We start from the raw sequence: 18285 nt of genomic DNA on the forward strand, positions 1-18285 counted from the left end.
CGGCTTCAATCGGGGGTTGCCCTCCGCTGAAGCCCCCACTTTGGGGTGTGGCGCAAAGGGCCACTTTAGGGCGCGCAGATGACAGTTCTCCGTGGACTCCCGGCGAGCCCCTGGGGACGGACAAATAAAAAAGCCCCGAGGCCTGGGCCAGGGGGCTTTGCTGACGGATCCGGACCGGATGCGGGTCAGAACGGAATATCGTCGTCCATATCGTCGAAGCCGGTCGCCGGCTTCGGGGCCGGTGCGGGGCGCGGGGCCGGCGCGCGGGGAGCCGCAGCGCGCGGGGCCGGTGCGGCGTCGAAATCGCCACCGCCCATGTCGCCGCCACGGCCACCACCGCCGCCACCGCTGCTGCGCTGGCCGTAACCGCCACCGCCGCCGCCCATCTCGTCACCGCCGTCGCGGCTGCCCAGCAGCTGCATCTGGTCGGCGATGATTTCGGTGGTGTAGGTGTCGCGGCCTTCCTTGTCCTGCCATTTGCGGGTGCGCAGGCGGCCCTCGACGTAGAGCGGGCGGCCCTTCTTGCAGTACTGGCCGACGATCTCGGCCAGCTTGTCGTTGAAGACCACGCGGTGCCATTCGGTCTCTTCCTGGCGCTCGCCGCTTTCGCGGTTCTTCCAGTTGCGGGTGGTGGCCAGGCTGATGGTGCAGAAGGCCACGCCGCTGGGGTTGTAGCGCAGCTCCGGGTCGCGACCCAGATTGCCGATGAGAATGACTTTATTGACCGAGGCCATGATGCGCGCTCCGCTGGCGTTTCATTAAATATCTAAAGCGCGATTATGCCGCCGCCCGTCCAGCGACCGCCCAGCCGCATCTGGCGGCCCGGATCCCGCACTTGATCGCCCCGCCGGCGCCCGCCGGGATGCCGCACCTAAGATGGCGCCCATCATGTCCACCCCGGCCCCCTCCCGTCCCGAATCGAACCGCCGCCTCTGGCTGGCCTACGCCGGCCTGTGCCTGCTGTGCTGGATGCTTTATGCGATGGCCGGCGCCGAGCTGCAGCGCGGCGTCTGGCAGCTCTGGGAGGCGGCCTACCAGGCCACCCTGAGCCTGACGCCGCCGATGCTCTTGGGCCCGCTGGTCTGGCTCTGGGTGGGGCGGCTGGAGCGTCGCGAGCGCGGCCCGGCGCTGCAGCTGCTGCGGCATGGCCTGGGTGCGCTGCTGTTCGCCGCCGCCTGGCAGCTGCTGGAGTTCGGCCTGGCCTGGTGGCTGTTCGGCCCCGAGCATGCGCGGGCGATCTTCCTGCAGGCGGTGCTGTGGCGCGGCATCTGGGGCGTGTTCGTCTACAGCGCGCTGGCCAGCGGCTTCACTGCGGTGCTGAACGCGCGGCGCGCCCGCGCCGCCGCGGTGGCCACGGCCCAGGCCGAGTCGGCGCTGGCGCGGGCCGAGCTGTCAGCGATCAGCGGCAAGCTGAATCCGCATTTCCTGTTCAACACCCTGAACACCCTGATCGCGCTGACCCGCAAGGACCCGAAGGCGGCGGAATCGGCCCTGCTGCGCTTCGCCGGCATGCTGCGCTATGTGCTGGACACCAAGCGCGGCGCCGATGCCCGCGTCAGCCTGGCCGAGGAGGTGGACTTCGTGCGCGACTACCTGGCGCTGGAGACCCTGCGCCTGGGCGCGCGGCTGGCGGTGGACTGGCAGATCGAGCCCGCCACCCTGGACGACGAGATCCCGCCGCTGACCCTGCAGCCGCTGGTCGAGAACAGCATCCTGCATGCGATCGCGCCGCGCACCCAGGGCGGCAGCATCAGCATCACCGCGCGCCGCGATGCGCTCAACGAGGGCCTGGCGCTGACCGTGCAGGACGACGGCCCGGGCTGCGACCCCGCCACCCTGAGCGCCCCACCCGCTCGCCACAAGGGCAAGCCCGGCATCGGCCTGTCGGCCCTGCAGCGCCGCTTCGCGCTGGACTACGAGGGCCGGGCCCGCTTGCGGATCCATACCGCCCCCGGCGCGGGCTTCCGCGTCGACCTCTGGATACCTCAGACCTGAACAACAGCACCATGCCCAAGATACGTACCCTGATCGCCGAGGACGAGCCGCTGGCCTGCGAGGCGCTGGCCGACTGGGTGCGCGAGCTGCCGCAGCTGGAGCTGGTAGCCTGCTGCGCCGATGGCGAGAGCGCGCTGGCGCAGATCCGCGCGCTGCAGCCCGAGCTGGTGCTGATGGACATCCAGATGCCCGGGCTGACCGGCCTGCAGGTGCTGCGCGCGCTCGGCGAGGCCGGCGCCGGCGGCCTGGAGCGCCGGCCCGCGGTGATCTTCACCACCGCCTACGACGAGCATGCGCTGACCGCCTTCGAGCTGCATGCGGTGGACTATCTGCTCAAGCCCTTCTCGCAGGACCGCTTCGTCGAGGCGGTCGAGCATGCGCTGGCCAATCTGGGCACGCCGCTGCCGCCCTCGCTGGAGGCCAGCCTGCAGGAGCCCGAGACCCCGCTGACCCGCATCCTGGTACGCGATCAGGGCAAGATCTTCCCGCTCAATATCGAGGCGATCGAATACCTGCGCTCCGACACCAAGTACACCGCGATCGCCAGCAAGGGCCGCCAGTTCCTGGTGCGCCTGCCGATCACCAGCTTCGAGCAGCGCCTGGACCCGGCGCGCTTCCTGAAGCTGCAGCGCAGCTGCATCGTCAACCTGGACTTCGTCGAGGCGATGACGCCCGACGAGAGTTCGCAGCTGGTGGTGCAGATGCAGGACGGCACGCGCTTCACCGCCAGCCGCGAGGTCTCGAAGAAACTGCGGGAGCAATCGATATGAAGCGCTGCCTCTCCCCCCGTCCCCTGTTCGGCGGCGCCTTGCTGGCGCTGACCCTGGCCCTGCCCGCGCTGGCCGAAGCGCAACAGCAGGCGGGCCGCAGCTACGCCCCGGGGCCCTTCACCCGCCTGGAGATCAGCGGCGCGGCCGACGTGCGCCTGCTGCAGGGCGAGCGCGACGAGGTCTTCATCGCCGGCGGCGAGGAGGTGCAGAAGAGCGTGGAGCTGGAGCTGCGCCGCGGCCGGCTGGAGATCCAACCCACCGGCGGCTGGAAGTTCTGGCGCAGCGCGCGGCTGCAGATCGAGGTGACGGTCAAGCAGCTGGAGCAGCTGGAGCTGTCCGGCGCCAGCGACCTGCATGCGCCGGGCCCCTTCCGCGCCGAGCGCCTGACCATCGGCATCTCCGGCGCCGGCCTGGTGCGCTTCGACGACCTGCAGGCCGAGACCCTGCGCTTCGGCATCTCCGGCGCCGGCGACGGCCAGCTGCGCGGCCAGGTGCGCGCGCTGGCGCTGAGCGTCTCCGGCAAGGGCAAGCTGATGGCCGAGCAGCTGCGCACCGACACCGCCGCGGTGACGATCAGCGGCGTCGGCAACGCCGCGCTGTGGGTGACGCAGAACCTGCGCGTCAACGTCTCCGGCGTCGGCACCGTCGACTACTGGGGCCGCCCGCAGGTCTCGCGCTCCTCGTCCGGCATGGCGACGATCAATGCGCGCGGCGATGCGCCGGCGGCGAACTAGGGTTCGCCATCCCAATAGTCGAGCGAGTTCTCCAGGCGCTGCATCAGCCGCCGACCCGGCAGGCTGGACGCGCCGATCTTGCCGGAGTCGGGGTACTCGCAGATCTCGGGGCGCTCCTGGGTGCTGATCGACAGATAGGTCAGCGGCGCGTCCGAGGTGTTGAGGATATGGTGCGGATACTCCGGGCCGGGCGGGATGCTGAACACATCGCCGGCACGGATCGGCAGCAGCTCGCCGGCGACGCGCAGGGTGCCCGTGCCCGCGAGCACGATGAACATCTCCTCCTGCGCATGGTGGAAGTGGTAGGGGCAGCTCTGCTGGCCCGGCGCCACCGTGTCGATGCCGGCGCCGAGCTTGCGCGCGGCGGTGCCGTCGGTCAGGCCGGCGATCTGGGTGTCGTAGCGCGGCGGGCGCAGGAAGCGCTCGCGCGGCTCCTCGTGGAAGTTGCGGATCAGCCGGCGGCGCAGCGCCTCGGCCGGGGTTTCTTGGCTCAAGCGGTTCTCCTCGACAATAGCGGGCTCCATGAAGATTGATCATCACGCCCCCCAGCACATCCTGCAAGAAGTCTTCGGCTACAGCGCGTTTCGCGGCGCGCAGGCCGACATCGTCCAGCATGTGAGCGGCGGCGGCGATGCGCTGGTGCTGATGCCCACCGGCGGCGGCAAGAGCCTGTGCTACCAGGTGCCGGCGATCGCGCGGCACCGCGGCGGCCGGGGCGTGACCCTGGTGGTCAGTCCGCTGATCGCCCTGATGCACGACCAGGTCGGCGCGCTCGAAGAAGCCGGCGTGCATGCCGCCTTCCTGAATTCCACCCTCAGCAGCGAGGAGGCCAGCCGCATCGAGCGCGAGATGATGAGCGGCCGGCTGGTGATGCTGTATGCCGCGCCCGAGCGCATCACCAACCCGCGCTTCCTGGCCCAGCTGGACTCGCTGCACGAGCGCGGCCTGCTCTCGCTGTTCGCGATCGACGAGGCGCATTGCGTCAGCCAATGGGGCCACGATTTCCGCAACGAGTACCTGGAACTCTCGCTGCTGCACGAGCGCTTCCCGGACGTGCCGCGCGTCGCGCTGACCGCCACCGCCGACGACATCACCCGCGCCGACATCATCGAGCGCCTGCGGCTGCAGGAGGCGCGCGTCTTCATCAGCAGCTTTGATCGGCCCAATATCCGCTACACCATCGTCGAGAAGGACAGCAAGCCGCGCGAGCAGCTCTTGCGCTTCATCCGCGACGAGCATGAGGACGACGCCGGCGTCGTCTACTGCCAGAGCCGCAAGAAGGTCGAGGAGACCGCCGCTTGGCTGGAGGCCGAGGGCCTGAAGGCCCTGCCCTACCACGCCGGCCTGGACACCGGCGTGCGCCAGCGCCACCAGGACCGTTTCCTGCGCGAGGACGGCATCGTGATGGTGGCCACCGTGGCCTTCGGCATGGGCATCGACAAGCCGGACGTGCGCTTCGTCGCCCACCTGGACCTGCCGAAGAACATCGAGAGCTACTACCAGGAGACCGGCCGCGGCGGCCGCGACGGCGCGGCGGCCAACGCCTGGATGACCTATGGCCTGGCCGACGTCGTCAACCAGCGCCGCATGATCGACGACAGCCCGTCGAACGAGGAATTCAAGCAGGTGCAGCGCGGCAAGCTGGACGCGCTCTTGGCGCTGGCAGAGGCCACCGACTGCCGGCGCCAGCGCCTCTTGGGCTATTTCGGCGAGGCCAGCCAGCCCTGCGGCAACTGCGACAACTGCATCAGCCCGCCCGCCACCTGGGACGGCACCGAGGCGGCGCGCAAGATGCTCAGCTGCATCTACCGCTTCCACCAGAATGGCGGCCAGCGCTTCGGCGCCGGCCATCTGATCGACGTGCTGCGCGGCAAGCTGACCGACAAGGTCGGCCAGTACGGCCACCAGAGCCTCTCGACCTGGGCCGTTGGCGCCGACCTGAGCGAGCAGCAGTGGCGCGCGGTGCTGCGCCAGCTGATCGCGCTGGGCCATGTGTTCACCGAGGGCGAATACCACACGCTGGCGCTGGCCGAGACCGCGCGCGCGGTGCTGAAGGGCGAGGTGCAATTGCTGCTGCGCGTGCCGGCCAGCGCGCCCAAGCGCGGCGCCAGGGGTTCCACGCGTGGCGCCTCCGGCAAGAGCGGCCGCGCCGCCGCCGAGGCGCTGGACCTGGACGGCCAGGCCCAGCAGCGCTTCGAGGCGCTGAAGGCCTGGCGCTCCGAGGTGGCCAAGGAGCATGGGCTGCCGGCCTATGTGATCTTCCAGAACGTCACCCTGGCCGAGATGGCGCGCGCCAACCCGCAAAGCCTGGACGAGCTGTCCGGCATCAGCGGCGTCGGCGCGAAGAAGCTGGAAGCCTACGGCCGCGAGATCCTGCGGGTGCTGGAGGCCTGACAAGCGGAGAGCTGCGGGACCGCGGGAAAACACCGAGGCGGCTGCGGGGGTCAGGTGTCAACCCCGCCGGGCGGTGCCCCGTTGCAGGCGGTTGCCCCTCCCCTTTCCTCCCTGCGCAAGCCCGTCCATGCATCCATCCCGCCGCCCGCCGCATTCCCTTGCCCCTCTCGTCCTGCTGCTGGGCCTGGCCGGCGCGGCCCAGGCGGCGCCGAATCTGGAGCGGGTGGAGGTGACCGGCTCGGCGATCAAGCGGCCGGAGAGCGAGGGCGCGCTGCCGCTGCAGGTGATCACCCGGGCCGAGATCGACAAGGCCGGCATCACCACCGCGGCCGAGCTGGTCGCCAAGCTGGCGGCCAATGCCGGCGGGCTGACCGATGGCGCCAGCATCTCCGACGGGCGCGACCAGCGCGGCCTCAACTCCGCCAGCCTGCGCGGGCTGGGCACCTCGTCGACCCTGGTGCTGCTGAACGGCCGGCGCATGGCCAACTTCGCCGCGCCGGGCGACGACGCCGGCGTGGACCTGAACATCATCCCGGCCGCCGCGATCCAGCGCGTCGAGGTGCTGCTGGACGGCGCCTCCTCGCTGTACGGCAGCGACGCGATCGGCGGCGTGATCAACTTCATCACGCGCAAGGACTACCGCGGCGTGGAGCTGAACGCCTATGGCGGTGGCTCCAGGGAGGGGGGGGCCGGCAAGCGCACGGCCGGCCTGACCGCGGGCTTCGGCGACCTGGCGCGCGATCGTTTCAATGTGTTCACCGTGCTGGACCTGCAGAAGACCGATGCGCTGCGCAGCTCGCAGCGCAAGTTCATCGCCGACCTGAAGGTGCCGGAGCGGCTGCCGCATCTGCTGTCCAGCTTCACCTCGCCGGCCAATGTGCTGGTCTCGCGCAGCCAGCGCGACTTTCTGGCGGATGCGGGCCTGCGCATCGGCGGCCGGCCCCTGGAGAACACCCGGTTCAACTTCGCCGCGCCGGACTGCAACCCGCCGGCCTCGCTCTACCTGCCGTCGGGCATCGGTGGCGACCAGGGCTGCACCTACGACTACATGCGCGACACCGAGCTCTATCCCAAGAGCGACAAGTCCAGCCTGCTGGCGCGCGGCGTGTTCCAGCTCACGCCCGAGCACCAGCTTTATGCCGAGTACGCCCATGCGCGTGCGCGCAGCTGGTATGTGGCCTCGTCGGCCCGCGTGACGGCCAGCGTTCCCTACACCGTGGTGCCGGGCCTGCGCGGCACCCGGCTGGAGGAATCGGGCGACGAGATGGTCGACCTGCGCATGCGCCTGCTGGAGGCCGGCAACCGCACCAGCGACCTGACCAGCACCGGCCAGCGCCTGGTGCTGGGCGCCACCGGCAGCTGGGCCGGCTGGGATTACGACCTGGCGCTGAACCGCAGCCGCAGCACCATGAGCGATCGCAACACCCATGGCTATCTGCTCTACGACAAGCTGATCGACGGCATCAAGCAGGGCCTGATCAATCCCTTCGGCCCCTCATCCGCCGCGGGGCTGGCCTATCTGGACAGCATCCAGGTGGACGACGTGACGCGCCGCGGCGTCGGCACGATGCAGGGCATCGACTTCAAGTTCAGCCGCGCCATCGGCCAGCTCGCCGGCGGCGACCTGATGCTGGCCCTGGGCGGCGAGCTGCGCCGCGAGCGCATCAGCTACCGCCTCTCCCAGCTGCTGCTGAGCGACAACATCAACAACGACGGGGTCAGCTTCCTGACGCCGCTGCCCCAGCCGATCCCCGCCGAGGGCCTGGAGTTCGCCAACGGCCGACGGGTCCGGGCCTGGTTCGCCGAGCTGAACGCGCCGCTGAGCCAGCAGGTCGAGGCCCAGCTCTCGGTGCGGCAGGAGCATACGCAGGGCGTCGGCAGCGCGATCAGCCCCAAGATCGGCCTGCGCTACACGCCGAGCGCGCAGTGGTTGCTGCGCGCCTCGCTGGGCCGCGGCTTCCGCGCGCCCTCGCTGGACGATCTGCACCGCCCCCCGCGCGAAAGCAGCACCTCCACCCTGGCCGATCCGGTCTGCATGGCCAACAACGACAACGATCTGGCCTACTGCGCCTTCGAGTGGACCACCCGCCGCTACAGCAACCCGAACCTGAAGCCCGAGCGCAGCCGCCAGGGCACCCTGGGCGTGGTGTTCGAGCCCAACAAGCATGCCGCGCTGGGCCTCGACTTCTGGGACATCCGCCGCAGCAATCTGATCGGCGATATCGGCGACGACGTGATCCTGGGCAATCTGGCCAAGTATGGCCACCTGGTGCACCGCGACGAGGATGACGAGATCGACTACATCGAGCTGCGCAAGGACAACCGCGGCGCCCAGCAGGCCCAGGGCTTCGATCTGAGCGCCGATCTGCGCGAGCTGCGCAGCCCGGTGGGCGAATTCGCGCTGCGCTTGCGCGGCACGCTGACCACCAAGTCGCGCCTGCAGACCGCACCCGGCGATCCCTTCGTCAGCAATCTGGGTCGCTTCGTCACCGAGGGTGCGGTGCAGCGCTGGCGCCATCGCCTCAGCGTCGACTGGTCACCGCAGCAGAACCGCTATGGCCTGACCCTGTCGAACAGCTACAGCAGCGGCTACGAGGACCAGAACCGGGCCATCGACACCAACAGCGGCACGGTGGTGCAGGTCAACCGCGTCAAGGCCTATTCGATCTGGGACCTGAGCGGCTGGTGGGAGCTCGGCGAGGGGCTGACCCTGCGCGCCGGCGTGCAAAACCTGGCCGACAAGGCACCGCCCTATTCGAACCAGGCCTATCACTTCCTGTCGGGCTACGACCCGAGCTACACCGACCCGCGCGGGCGCTATGCCTATCTGAGCCTGCGGCTGGTTCTGAAGTAGGTCAGCACAGCACCGTCTGCGGCTGGGCGCAGACTGCGGCGACGGTGCTGCTGTCGGCTTGCAGCGAATCCAGGCGCGGCGCGGCCGCCATCACGACGCTGCGGCGCCCCTCGATCAGCACGCGCGGCAGTTGTTGCGCCACGCGCTCGGCGCCCAGCGCGCTCTTGCCGGTGATCACGACGCGCTCCAGCACCATCAGCGGCTGGCGCGGCGTGGCGCCGGCGTTCACCAGCATCACCAGGGCCAGGGTCGCCGTGAAGGCGCCGAGGGCGGCCGGGATCGAACGGGTCGGGGCTTGCAGGGGCTGGTTCATGGTGGACTCCTGGGGAAGGTGGATCGCAGGCTTCGGGGAGGAAGAGGGATCTGCGTTGTCGATGAAGTCAGTGTCGGCCGCGGCGCGGGCCTTCGCCATGCGCTTGCGACGAACTGCGCCGATGCCGGCGTCAGCGGTCCCTGGACGCGATGGACCTGAAACGGCGCGGCACCGGATCGGCGCTGCGACAGGCAAGAAAAAACCCGGCTGCTCGAGCCGGGTTTCACTTTGAAGAGGCGACTGACCTGGCGCCGGCTTGCCACCTCTCGCTACTGGCGGCGGACCTGCGCCTCGTCGCGCTGCAGCTCCGCCACCCGCATCGCGGCGGGAGCGGCGGCGGCCGCACTCGCGGCGGTGCTGCGGCCCTCGACCACGACGCGTTCCAGCTGCACCACCGTATGCCGTTGTTCCGGCTGGCCGCGCTCGGCCAGCAGCAGCGCCATCACGACGGCGCTGGCGACGGCCAACACGGCGGTCAAAAAGGTCTTGCTGCTGTCACTCATCGTCATGATCGCTACTCCATCCAGGCGGGAATCGGCTTTTGTCAGTGCTGGCAGTGTCGGGCCCCGGTCGTCAAGCCGCCAGCGCTGCGCGACGAGCTGCGGCCGGACTCGCATGAACTGCCGCCGGGCGCGATGAAGCGGCCCGCCGCAGAGGAAACCGAGTCACCGCGGCACGCGTCGACGAGACGCATGCGGCCGTGGCTCGGCTCCATTCAGGAGCCGGCCGGATCGGGTAAGGACATGAAGAACGGCATCGCCAGGCTCCCGTTCAGCCGCGGCGGGCGGTGGGCTTGGCCGCGGCCAGCTGCGTGCCGCTCGCCAAGCTGCGGCCTTCGATCACGACGCGCGGCAGCTGCACGATGACGGTCTGCACCGACTTGCCGGTGACCACGACGCGCGGCAGTTGCTCGACGACCTTCTGCGGCGCGGCCTGGGCCAGACCGGCGGCGGCCAGGGCGGTGATCGCGATGAAGGCGCTGCGGACGGTGGTGATGGTGGTTTGCATGATGTTGACTCCTGTTTTTGCGGTTTGACGCGGCCCTTTGCTGCGTCGATGGAGTCAGTATCGGAAGTCATGCCCGCGCGATCCAGGCGGGCGCGACGAACTGCAGGGACGGTCGACCGAACCGTCATCCGGCGCGATGACCGTATGGCGACAAGGCAGAGCGAACAGGCTGTTGAAAACCGTCGCGAGGACGGCCAGCGGCTAGGGCGCCCGGAGCGCAGGAACCGGAACGTACTTCCTGTACGTGAGGATTCCGAGCACCGCGCAACGACGCAGATGGCCGCCGCAGTAGGTTTGCAACAGCCTGTCAGCCCAGCACCCGCTGCACCAGGCCCGCCAGATCCTCCAGCGTCTTCTCCTTCTGCAGCAGGCCCGGCAGGCCCAGCAGGCGCGCCTGGGCGCGCAGCTCCTCGGTGATATGGCCGGAGCTGATCAGCACCGGCAGCGCCGGCGCGCGCGAACGCAGCTCGCGCGCCAGGGCCAGGCCGGTGGTGCCGGGCATGTTGTAGTCGCTGACCAGCAGGTCCACGTCGCCCGCCGCGACCAGGGTCAGGGCTTGCGCGGCGTCGCCGGCCAGGCTGACCCGGTAGCCCTGGCGCAGCAGCAGCCCCTGCACGGTCAGGCGCATCACCTCGTCGTCGTCCACATAGACGATATGCTGGCCCTCGCCCCGCCCTTCCAGGTCGAGCAGCGGCGCGGGCTCGGTGGCCGGGCCGTCCCAGTCCAGCAGCGGCAGGTAGAGATGGAAGCAGCTGCCCTGGCCCGGCGTGCTGTCGACCTGGATCTCGCCCTGGTGGGCCAGCACGATGCCATGCGCCACCGCCAGACCGAGACCGGTGCCCTGGCCCTGCGGCTTGGTGGTGAAGAAGGGCTCGAACAGATGGCTGCGGGTGATCTGGTCCATGCCCTTGCCGTCGTCGCGCACCCACAGATGCACGCGCGGCGCGGCGCCGGCCAGGCGCTCGGCCGCCAGGCCGACCTCGACGGTTCCGGGCCGGCCGTCCAGCGCATGCCAGGCGTTGGTGCACAGATTCATCAGCACCTGCTGGATCTGGGTCGCGTCGGCGCGCACGAACAGCGGCTCCTCGCACAGGTTCAGCTCCAGCTGCACGCCCGCCGGCGTCGCCGCGCGCAGCAGGGCCAGGCTCTCCTGCACCAGCGGCTGCAGGCGCACCGCGCGCAGCTCCTGCGGCTGGCGGCGGCTGAAGGCCAGGATCTGCTGCACCAGGCTGCGCGCGCGCTCGCCGCCGATGCGGATCAGGCCCAGATGGGTGGACGCCGGGTGGCTGGCCGGCAGCTGCTCCAGCGCCAGCGCCACATTGCCGAGCACCGCGCCGAGGATGTTGTTGAAGTCATGCGCGATGCCGCCGGCCAGACGGCCCATGGCCTCGAGCTTCTGCGCCTCGCGCAGCTGGGTCTCCAGCTCCTGGCGCCGCGCTTCGGCCTGCACCCGCTCGCCGAGGTCGATATCGACGCAGTACAGCTCGGCCTCGCCATGGCTGTTGCGCTGCATCGTGTGGCTGGAGAACACATGCACCGGGCTGCCGTTCTTGTGCTGCAGCACCAGCTCCTCGGCCGGCGTCGAGACCTTGCCCGAGGCCAGCCATTCGCGCGTCGCCTCGATCACAAAGGGGCGCATCGGCGGCGGGATGATCAGCTCCTCCAGCTGCCGGCCCAGCGCCTCGGCCTTGCTGAAACCGTAGAGCTGCTCGCTGGCCGCGTTCCAGAAGATCACGCGGCGCTGCGCGTCATAACCCTGTACCGAAACCTTCTCGACCCCCTCCAGCAGCGCACGAAAGCGGCTCTCGCTGTCCTGCAGCGCCTGCTCGGCCTGGCGCGCGGCACTGATGTCCAGCAGCAGCGCATGCCACAGCACCGTGCCGTCCTGGCGCGGCTGCGGCCGCCCCGCGCCCTGCAGCCACAGGCGCCGGCCAGAGGGCGTGACGAGGCGGAACTCCACATGCCAGGGCGTCAGCTCGCGCGCCGAGCGCAACAGCGAGGCGCGCAGCGCCGCCCGGTCGGTGGGCGCCACCAGGCCCCACAGCCGCGCGACATCGCGCTCCACCTCGGCCGGCTCCAGCTCCAGCAGCTCCAGGCAGCGCGGGCTCATCTCGTAGATGGCGTCCTGGCCGTCGGGCCACAACACATACTGGAACATCAGGCCGGGCAGGTTGTCGGCCAGATAACGGAAGTTGGCTTCCGCCGCATGCAGCGCCTGCTCCAGCCGCTTGTTGCGCAAGCTGTCCATTGCGTCGCTCCCTGTCGAACGGGCTGCCGCTTTGGGGAGGAAGGGGCCGGGCCGGTTCAAACGCGACCCATTGTGACCCCGCGGGCCGGTCCTTCGAAAGTCCCTAGGACGCGTTACCCAGCACCAGCCGGGCCAGGGCCGCCAGACCGCGCGTCGGCGTTTCGCCGTCCTGCCGCGCCTGGGTCGGCTCGACCTCGAAGCTGGTCGCGCCCAGCAGCAGGGTGCCCATCAGGGCCAGGCCGAGCAGCAGGAGCAGGAGGCGGGTCTTCATGATGCCCCGCAGTATCCCCGAAGCGCGCGCCCCCGCAAGCCCCCTCAAAGGGGAAGCTCGCGCGGTGCTGACATGCCTTGTCAGCAGGGCGCTGCGTGCGCCGGCCCGGCGGCCTATGATGACGGGTTTTCTGCCCCCGCCCGCCGTCCTCATGTCCGAGCCCAAATCCGCCCAGCCCATGCCCGACGCGCCGATGATCCGCGTCCGGGGCGCGCGCACCCACAATCTGAAGAACATCGATGTGGACCTGCCGCGCAACCAGCTGGTGGTGATCACCGGGCTGTCCGGATCGGGCAAGTCCAGCCTGGCCTTCGACACGCTGTATGCGGAGGGCCAGCGGCGCTATGTGGAGAGCCTGTCGGCCTACGCGCGCCAGTTCCTGCAGCTGATGGACAAGCCGGACGTGGACGTGATCGAGGGCCTGTCGCCGGCGATCTCGATCGAGCAGAAGGCCACCAGCCACAACCCGCGCTCGACCGTCGGCACGGTGACCGAGATCCACGACTACCTGCGCCTGCTCTACGCCCGCGCCGGCACGCCCTTCTGCCCCGACCACCACCTGCCGCTGGAGGCGCAGAGCGTCAGCCAGATGGTGGACGCGGTGCTGGCGATGACCGACGAGTCGCGCCTGCTGGTGCTGGCGCCGGTGGTGCGCGACCGCAAGGGCGAGTTCGTCGAGCTGTTCCAGGACCTGCAGGCGCAGGGCTATGTGCGCTTCCGCGTCGACGGCGTGACGGTCGAGGCGCCGGACATCCCGGTGCTGAAGAAGGCCGAGAAGCATGACATCGACGTGGTGGTGGACCGCATCAAGCTGCGCCACGACGGCGCCGATGCGCTGCGCCAACGCCTGGCCGAGAGCTTCGAGGCCGCGCTGCGCCAGGCCGAGGGCCGCGCCCTGGTGCTGAACCTGGACACCGGCGCCGAGACCATCTTCTCCAGCAAGTTCGCCTGCCCGATCTGCAGCTACTCGCTGCCGGAGCTGGAGCCGCGCCTGTTCTCGTTCAACTCGCCGGTGGGCGCCTGCCCCAGCTGCGAGGGCCTGGGCCAGGTGACGGTGTTCGATCCGGACCGCGTGGTCGCCTTCCCGACCCTGAGCCTGGCCAGCGGCGCGGTGAAGGGCTGGGACCGCCGCAACCCCTATACCTTCAGCATGCTGGAGGCGGTGGCCAAGCATTACGGCTTCGACATCGAGTCGCCCTTCGAGACCCTGCCCGCCGAGGCGCGCCAGGTGTTGCTCTATGGCTCCGGCGAGCAGGAGCTGGTGTTCAGCTATCAAGGCGAGACCGCCAGCGGCAAGAAGCGCACGGTCAAGCGCTCGCACCCCTTCGAGGGCATCCTGAACAATCTGCAGCGCCGCTTCAAGGAGACCGACTCCGCCGCGGTGCGCGAGGATCTGGCGCGCTACCAGGCCGCCAAGCCCTGCCCGCATTGCGAGGGCTCGCGCCTGCGCCGAGAGGCGCGCCATGTGGTGCTGCAGCCGGCCGATGCGCCGGACGGCTTCAAGGGCCGGCCGATCTACGAGGTCGAGCATGCCACCCTGCGCGAGGCGCTGGACTATTTCGAAGGCCTGAAGCTCAAGGGCGCCAAGGCCGAGATCGGCGACAAGGTGGTGCGCGAGATCGGCGCGCGCCTGCGCTTCCTGAACGATGTGGGCCTGAACTACCTGAGCCTGGACCGCAGCGCCGACACCTTGTCGGGCGGCGAGGCGCAGCGCATCCGCCTGGCCTCGCAGATCGGCTCCGGCCTGACCGGCGTGATGTATGTGCTGGACGAGCCCAGCATCGGCCTGCACCAGCGCGACAACGACCGCCTGATCGCCACCCTGCGCCGGCTGCGCGACCTGGGCAACTCGGTGCTGGTGGTCGAGCATGACGAGGACGCGATCCGCGCCGCCGACCATGTGCTGGACCTCGGCCCCGGCGCCGGCGTGCACGGCGGCCAGATCATCGCCCAGGGCACGCCCGAGCAGGTGGCGGCGAACCCGGATTCGCTGACCGGCCGCTACCTGTCGGGCCGCGAGAAGATCGTGGTGCCGGCCCAGCGCCACAGCCTGGCCGCGATGGAGAACCCGCAGACCCTGAAGATCATCAACGCGCGCGGCAACAACCTGAAGGGCGTGACGGTCGAGATCCCGGTGGGCCTGCTGACCTGCGTGACCGGCGTCTCCGGCTCAGGCAAGAGCACCCTGGTCAACGACACGCTCTATGCCGCGGTCTCGAAGAAGCTCTACCAGAGCCATCTGGACCCGGCCGCGCATGACGAGATCGAGGGCCTGGACGCCTTCGACAAGGTGATCAACGTGGACCAGAGCCCGATCGGCCGCACGCCGCGCAGCAACCCGGCCACCTACACCGGCCTGTTCACGCCGATCCGCGAGCTGTTCGCCGAGATGCCGACCGCGCGCGAGCGCGGCTACGGCCCGGGCCGCTTCAGCTTCAACGTGGCCGGCGGCCGCTGCGAGGCCTGCCAGGGCGACGGCGTGCTGAAGGTGGAGATGCATTTCCTGCCGGACGTCTATGTGCCCTGCGACGTCTGCCATGGCAAGCGCTACAACCGCGAGACCCTGGAGGTGCTCTACAAGGGCAAGAACATCACCCAGGTGCTGGGCCTGACGATCGAGGACGCGGCCGCCTTCTTCAGCGCCGTGCCCAACATCTCGCGCAAGCTGCAAACCCTCTTGGATGTGGGCCTGGGCTATGTGAAGCTGGGCCAGAGCGCGACGACCTTATCCGGCGGCGAGGCGCAGCGCGTCAAGCTGGCGCTGGAGCTCTCCAAGCGCGACACCGGCCGCACGCTCTACATCCTGGACGAGCCGACCACCGGTCTGCATTTCGCCGACATCGCGCTGCTCTTGAAGGTGCTGCATCAGCTGCGCGACGCGGGCAACACCATCGTCGTGATCGAGCACAACCTCGACGTGATCAAGACCGCCGACTGGCTGATCGACATGGGCCCGGAGGGCGGCGCCGGTGGGGGTCAGCTCTTGCTGGCCGGCACGCCGGAGGATCTGGCCGCCTTCGAGGGCAGCCACACCGGGCGCTATCTGAAGCCGCTGCTGACTAAATAGCAGTAGGAGCGGCGCTCTTGGCCTGGCGGCGGCGAGCCACCCAGCCCAGCGCGCCCAGGCCCAGCACCATCATGGCCCAGGTGCCCGGCTCGGGCACCGGCGGCGGCACGACCGTGCCGGGCGGCAGCGGCGGGATGCCGTCCAGGCCGCCCATCGGCGGCACCAGGCCACCGCCGCCGATCCCGGGCGTACCGCCCGGCACGCTGGTGGTCGGCGTCAGGACGCTGCCGCTCGGCGGCGTGACGCCGGCGATCTGCGAGAAGGTCGGCTCGCTCGAGGGCGCACCGCCGCCGGCCACACCGGCGCCGGTCGGCTCCATCTCCAGCAGGGCCTGCGGGTCCTCGCCCTCGCGGGCGGCCGAGGCCACATTGCCCGCGGCGGCCGGCGCGCTGGCCTGCGGCGCCTGGGTGCGCGTGATGCGGCTGACATTGCGACAGACGGTCGGCACCAGGATGCAATGGCCGTCCTCGCAATAGACCAGGCCGCGCTCCTGCATCTTGTCGGTCCAGCCGGCGCGCGTCACGCTGCCGCAGACGCTGCCCTGGCCAAAATGCATGTCGCGGATCGAGGTGTCGTAGCGGCCCTTGCCCTGGATCGCGTCGCGCGTGATCGTCACCATCTCGTCGTAGCTGCGCTGTTGCATGCGCGCCTTGAGCTTGGTGCGGGTGGCGGCCGGGATGTCCTTGTAGCGGTCCACGGCCGCGACCACATCGCCCATGAAGGGATTGACCCCTGGACGATCCCAGGAGCACTGGGGCAAGGTGGCGCCGGAGGCGGCCAAGGCGATGGCGGCGAGCATGGACATGTGGATGGACCTGTTCCTAGGACCTGCGTTCGGTTTTTGTTGAGCCTGGTCACCAGTGTAGAAAGACACTACCGAGATCCTGGGCGCCAGCCCCCCCCCAGGCACGGGAGTTGGGCGCGGGCATATGTCACGGATGGGTCACGATTCGCACAACACCGCACGCGGATAGACTGACGCCGCCCCTCGGAGACCTCATGAGCACCGTTGTCGACTACTACCTCGCCCCGCAATCGCCCTGGACCTATCTCGGCCACGCGCGCCTGTGCGCCCTGCTGGCCGAGAGCGGCGCCGCGGTGCGGGTGCGGCCGGTCGATCTGGGCGAGGTGTTCCCGGTCTCCGGCGGCCTGCCGCTGGCCAAGCGCGCGCCGCAGCGCCAGGCCTACCGCCTGCTGGAGCTGCAGCGCTACAGCAGATGGCTGGGCCTGCCGCTGAACCCGCAGCCGCGTTTCTTCCCCGTCTCGGCCGATGCCGCGGCGCGCCTGATCATCGCGGTGGACCGGCAGGATGGCAGCGCCGCCGCGCTGAAGATCGCCGGCGCCATCATGGCCGCGGTCTGGGCCGAGGAGCGCAATATCGCCGACCCCGAAGTGCTGGCCGCCCTGCTGACCGAGCAGGGCCTGGCCAGCGCGCGGCTTCACGAGATCGAGGCGCAGCGGCCCAGCTATGCCGAGTACACCCGCCAGGCGATCGAGGCCGGCGTGTTCGGCGCGCCGAGCTATGTGGTGGACGGCGAGATCTTCTGGGGCCAGGACCGGCTCGACTTCCTGCGCCGCCGCCTGCTGGGCCCGCAGGCCTGAGAGGTTTGCAGAAGTCGTGACCGTGCCCCTACCTACCGAAACCCCGCGCCATGTCCTCTACGTGGAGGACGACCGCCTCAACATCGTGCTGATGGAAGAGGTGTTCCGCCGCCTGCCGCCGGGCTGGACCCTGGACTGCGTCGAGGACGGGGGCCAGGCCTTGCTGGCCGTTGCCGAACGCCGCCCCGACCTGCTGCTGATCGACATGAACCTGCCCGACATGAACGGGCTGGAACTGCTGGCGCGCCTCGCTGAGCAAACAAGCCAAGATGCCCTCCCGCCCTGCGTCGCGCTGTCGGCCGACGCACTGCCCGAGCAGGTGCAGGCCGCGCGCGCGGCGGGCTTTTGCGACTACTGGCTGAAGCCGATCGACGTGCTGCGGCTGGCGCAGGCACTGCAGGACTTCGCGCCGCGCTAGCAAAGAAAAAGCCCGGCGATGCCGGGCTTGGCACTGAAGCGGTGCGCTGGGAGCGCACCGCTTCACGATGCATCACTTCAGGTGGCTGTTGATCAGCTTGGTCATCTCGAACATGTCGGCCTTGGCCTTGCCGAAGATCTCCTTCAGCTTGGCGTCGGCGATGATGACGCGCTTCTGCACCTCGTCCTGCAGCTTGTTCTTCTTGATGTACTCCCACACCTTCTTGGTCACGTCGGTGCGCGGCAGCGGGGCTGCGCCGACGATGGCGGCCAGCGCGGCGCTGGGCGTCATGGCCTTCATGAAGGCGGCGTTGGGAGTGCGCTTCTTGGCGGGTGCGGCGGCCTTCTTGGCGGGTGCAGCCTTCTTAGCGGGGGCTGCCTTCTTCGCCGGCGCGGCCTTCTTGGCCGGAGCTGCCGCCTTCTTGGCCGGAGCGGCCTTCTTGGCCGGAGCTGCCGCCTTCTTGGCGGGCGCGGCCTTCTTCGCAGTTGCCATTTCGATTCTCTCCATCAAAGGTTGTTGATGTGCCGGGTCCGGGCGAAGGTCGCGTACAACATCGCTGCACAGCCTTCAATCTCTCTGGCACCTAGCGCAGGCAATGGTACTGCGCACCT

At 69.7% G+C, this 18285-nt stretch carries 17 protein-coding genes; 8 read left to right on the top strand and 9 right to left on the bottom strand.

Annotated elements, in window-relative coordinates; all coding sequences use genetic code 11:
• Positions 1-185 precede the first annotated feature (185 nt).
• Complete coding sequence (gene ssb, locus G8A07_RS26045) at positions 186-734, bottom strand: single-stranded DNA-binding protein (protein WP_195794807.1); 549 nt, start codon at positions 732-734, stop codon at positions 186-188.
• A gap of 154 nt (positions 735-888) precedes the next feature.
• On the opposite strand from ssb, the gene G8A07_RS28215 reads away from it, so the two are divergent.
• The 3 genes from G8A07_RS28215 to G8A07_RS26060 are packed head-to-tail and all read left to right on the top strand — an operon-like array spanning position 889 to position 3499.
• Positions 889-1995, top strand: a complete 1107-nt coding sequence (locus G8A07_RS28215; protein ID WP_195794808.1) for a sensor histidine kinase — start codon at positions 889-891, stop codon at positions 1993-1995.
• 11 nt (positions 1996-2006) lie between these two features.
• Positions 2007-2765 (top strand): LytTR family DNA-binding domain-containing protein, encoded by a 759-nt coding sequence (locus G8A07_RS26055; RefSeq protein WP_195794809.1) that lies wholly within the window; start codon positions 2007-2009, stop codon positions 2763-2765.
• Positions 2762-3499, top strand: a complete 738-nt coding sequence (locus G8A07_RS26060; protein WP_195794810.1) for a head GIN domain-containing protein — start codon at positions 2762-2764, stop codon at positions 3497-3499. The genes G8A07_RS26055 and G8A07_RS26060 overlap by 4 nt, the downstream gene beginning before the upstream one ends.
• Here G8A07_RS26060 and G8A07_RS26065 read toward each other — a convergent pair.
• Entirely contained in the window at positions 3496-3993 is a 498-nt protein-coding gene (locus G8A07_RS26065; protein WP_249937148.1) for a cupin domain-containing protein, read from the bottom strand. The two genes, G8A07_RS26060 and G8A07_RS26065, sit on opposite strands and share 4 nt — an antisense overlap.
• Positions 3994-4021: 28 nt before the next feature.
• Here G8A07_RS26065 and recQ point away from each other — a divergent pair, with 28 nt between their 5' ends.
• The gene (gene recQ / locus G8A07_RS26070) at positions 4022-5893 is read left to right on the top strand and encodes a DNA helicase RecQ (protein ID WP_195794812.1); all 1872 of its coding nucleotides are present in this window, start codon (positions 4022-4024) and stop codon (positions 5891-5893) included.
• A gap of 127 nt (positions 5894-6020) precedes the next feature.
• Positions 6021-8747 carry a TonB-dependent receptor gene (locus tag G8A07_RS26075; RefSeq protein WP_195794813.1) on the top strand — a complete coding sequence of 909 codons (2727 nt, stop codon included), beginning with the start codon at positions 6021-6023 and terminating at the stop codon, positions 8745-8747.
• Between the two features lies 1 nt (position 8748).
• Here the strand turns inward: G8A07_RS26075 and G8A07_RS26080 are convergent, their stop codons facing one another.
• From G8A07_RS26080 to G8A07_RS26100, 5 genes are all read right to left on the bottom strand, one after another.
• Complete coding sequence (locus G8A07_RS26080; protein WP_195794814.1) at positions 8749-9060, bottom strand: hypothetical protein; 312 nt, start codon at positions 9058-9060, stop codon at positions 8749-8751.
• A 269-nt stretch (positions 9061-9329) separates the two neighbouring features.
• Positions 9330-9569, bottom strand: a complete 240-nt coding sequence (locus tag G8A07_RS26085) for a hypothetical protein (protein WP_195794815.1) — start codon at positions 9567-9569, stop codon at positions 9330-9332.
• Between the two features lie 262 nt (positions 9570-9831).
• A complete protein-coding gene (locus G8A07_RS26090) occupies positions 9832-10068 on the bottom strand; it encodes a hypothetical protein (protein WP_195794816.1) in 237 nt (78 codons plus the stop codon).
• 307 nt (positions 10069-10375) lie between these two features.
• Positions 10376-12316 carry a PAS domain-containing sensor histidine kinase gene (locus tag G8A07_RS26095; RefSeq protein WP_195794817.1) on the bottom strand — a complete coding sequence of 647 codons (1941 nt, stop codon included), beginning with the start codon at positions 12314-12316 and terminating at the stop codon, positions 10376-10378.
• Between the two features lie 103 nt (positions 12317-12419).
• A complete protein-coding gene (locus G8A07_RS26100) occupies positions 12420-12587 on the bottom strand; it encodes a hypothetical protein (protein ID WP_195794818.1) in 168 nt (55 codons plus the stop codon).
• Between the two features lie 151 nt (positions 12588-12738).
• Between G8A07_RS26100 and uvrA the strand changes: the two genes are divergently transcribed.
• The gene (uvrA, locus tag G8A07_RS26105) at positions 12739-15654 is read left to right on the top strand and encodes an excinuclease ABC subunit UvrA (protein WP_195794819.1); all 2916 of its coding nucleotides are present in this window, start codon (positions 12739-12741) and stop codon (positions 15652-15654) included.
• On the opposite strand, the gene G8A07_RS26110 is transcribed toward uvrA, so the two are convergent.
• On the bottom strand, positions 15647-16459 hold the full coding sequence (locus G8A07_RS26110; protein WP_195794820.1) for an MHFG family PEP-CTERM protein: 813 nt from the start codon (positions 16457-16459) through the stop codon (positions 15647-15649). The genes uvrA and G8A07_RS26110 overlap by 8 nt on opposite strands.
• A 194-nt stretch (positions 16460-16653) precedes the next feature.
• Here G8A07_RS26110 and G8A07_RS26115 point away from each other — a divergent pair, with 194 nt between their 5' ends.
• Positions 16654-17256: a 2-hydroxychromene-2-carboxylate isomerase gene (locus tag G8A07_RS26115; protein WP_195794821.1), complete on the top strand. Its 603-nt coding sequence runs from the start codon at positions 16654-16656 to the stop codon at positions 17254-17256.
• A 22-nt stretch (positions 17257-17278) separates the two neighbouring features.
• On the top strand, positions 17279-17674 hold the full coding sequence (locus tag G8A07_RS26120; RefSeq protein ID WP_195794822.1) for a response regulator: 396 nt from the start codon (positions 17279-17281) through the stop codon (positions 17672-17674).
• A 72-nt stretch (positions 17675-17746) separates the two neighbouring features.
• Here the strand turns inward: G8A07_RS26120 and G8A07_RS26125 are convergent, their stop codons facing one another.
• Positions 17747-18166, bottom strand: coding sequence for an SWIB/MDM2 domain-containing protein (locus tag G8A07_RS26125; protein ID WP_195794823.1), 420 nt, complete (start codon positions 18164-18166; stop codon positions 17747-17749).
• Between the last annotated feature and the right edge of the window lie 119 nt (positions 18167-18285).

The organism is Roseateles sp. DAIF2, assembly GCF_015624425.1.
Taxonomy (GTDB): Bacteria; Pseudomonadota; Gammaproteobacteria; order Burkholderiales; family Burkholderiaceae_C; genus Kinneretia.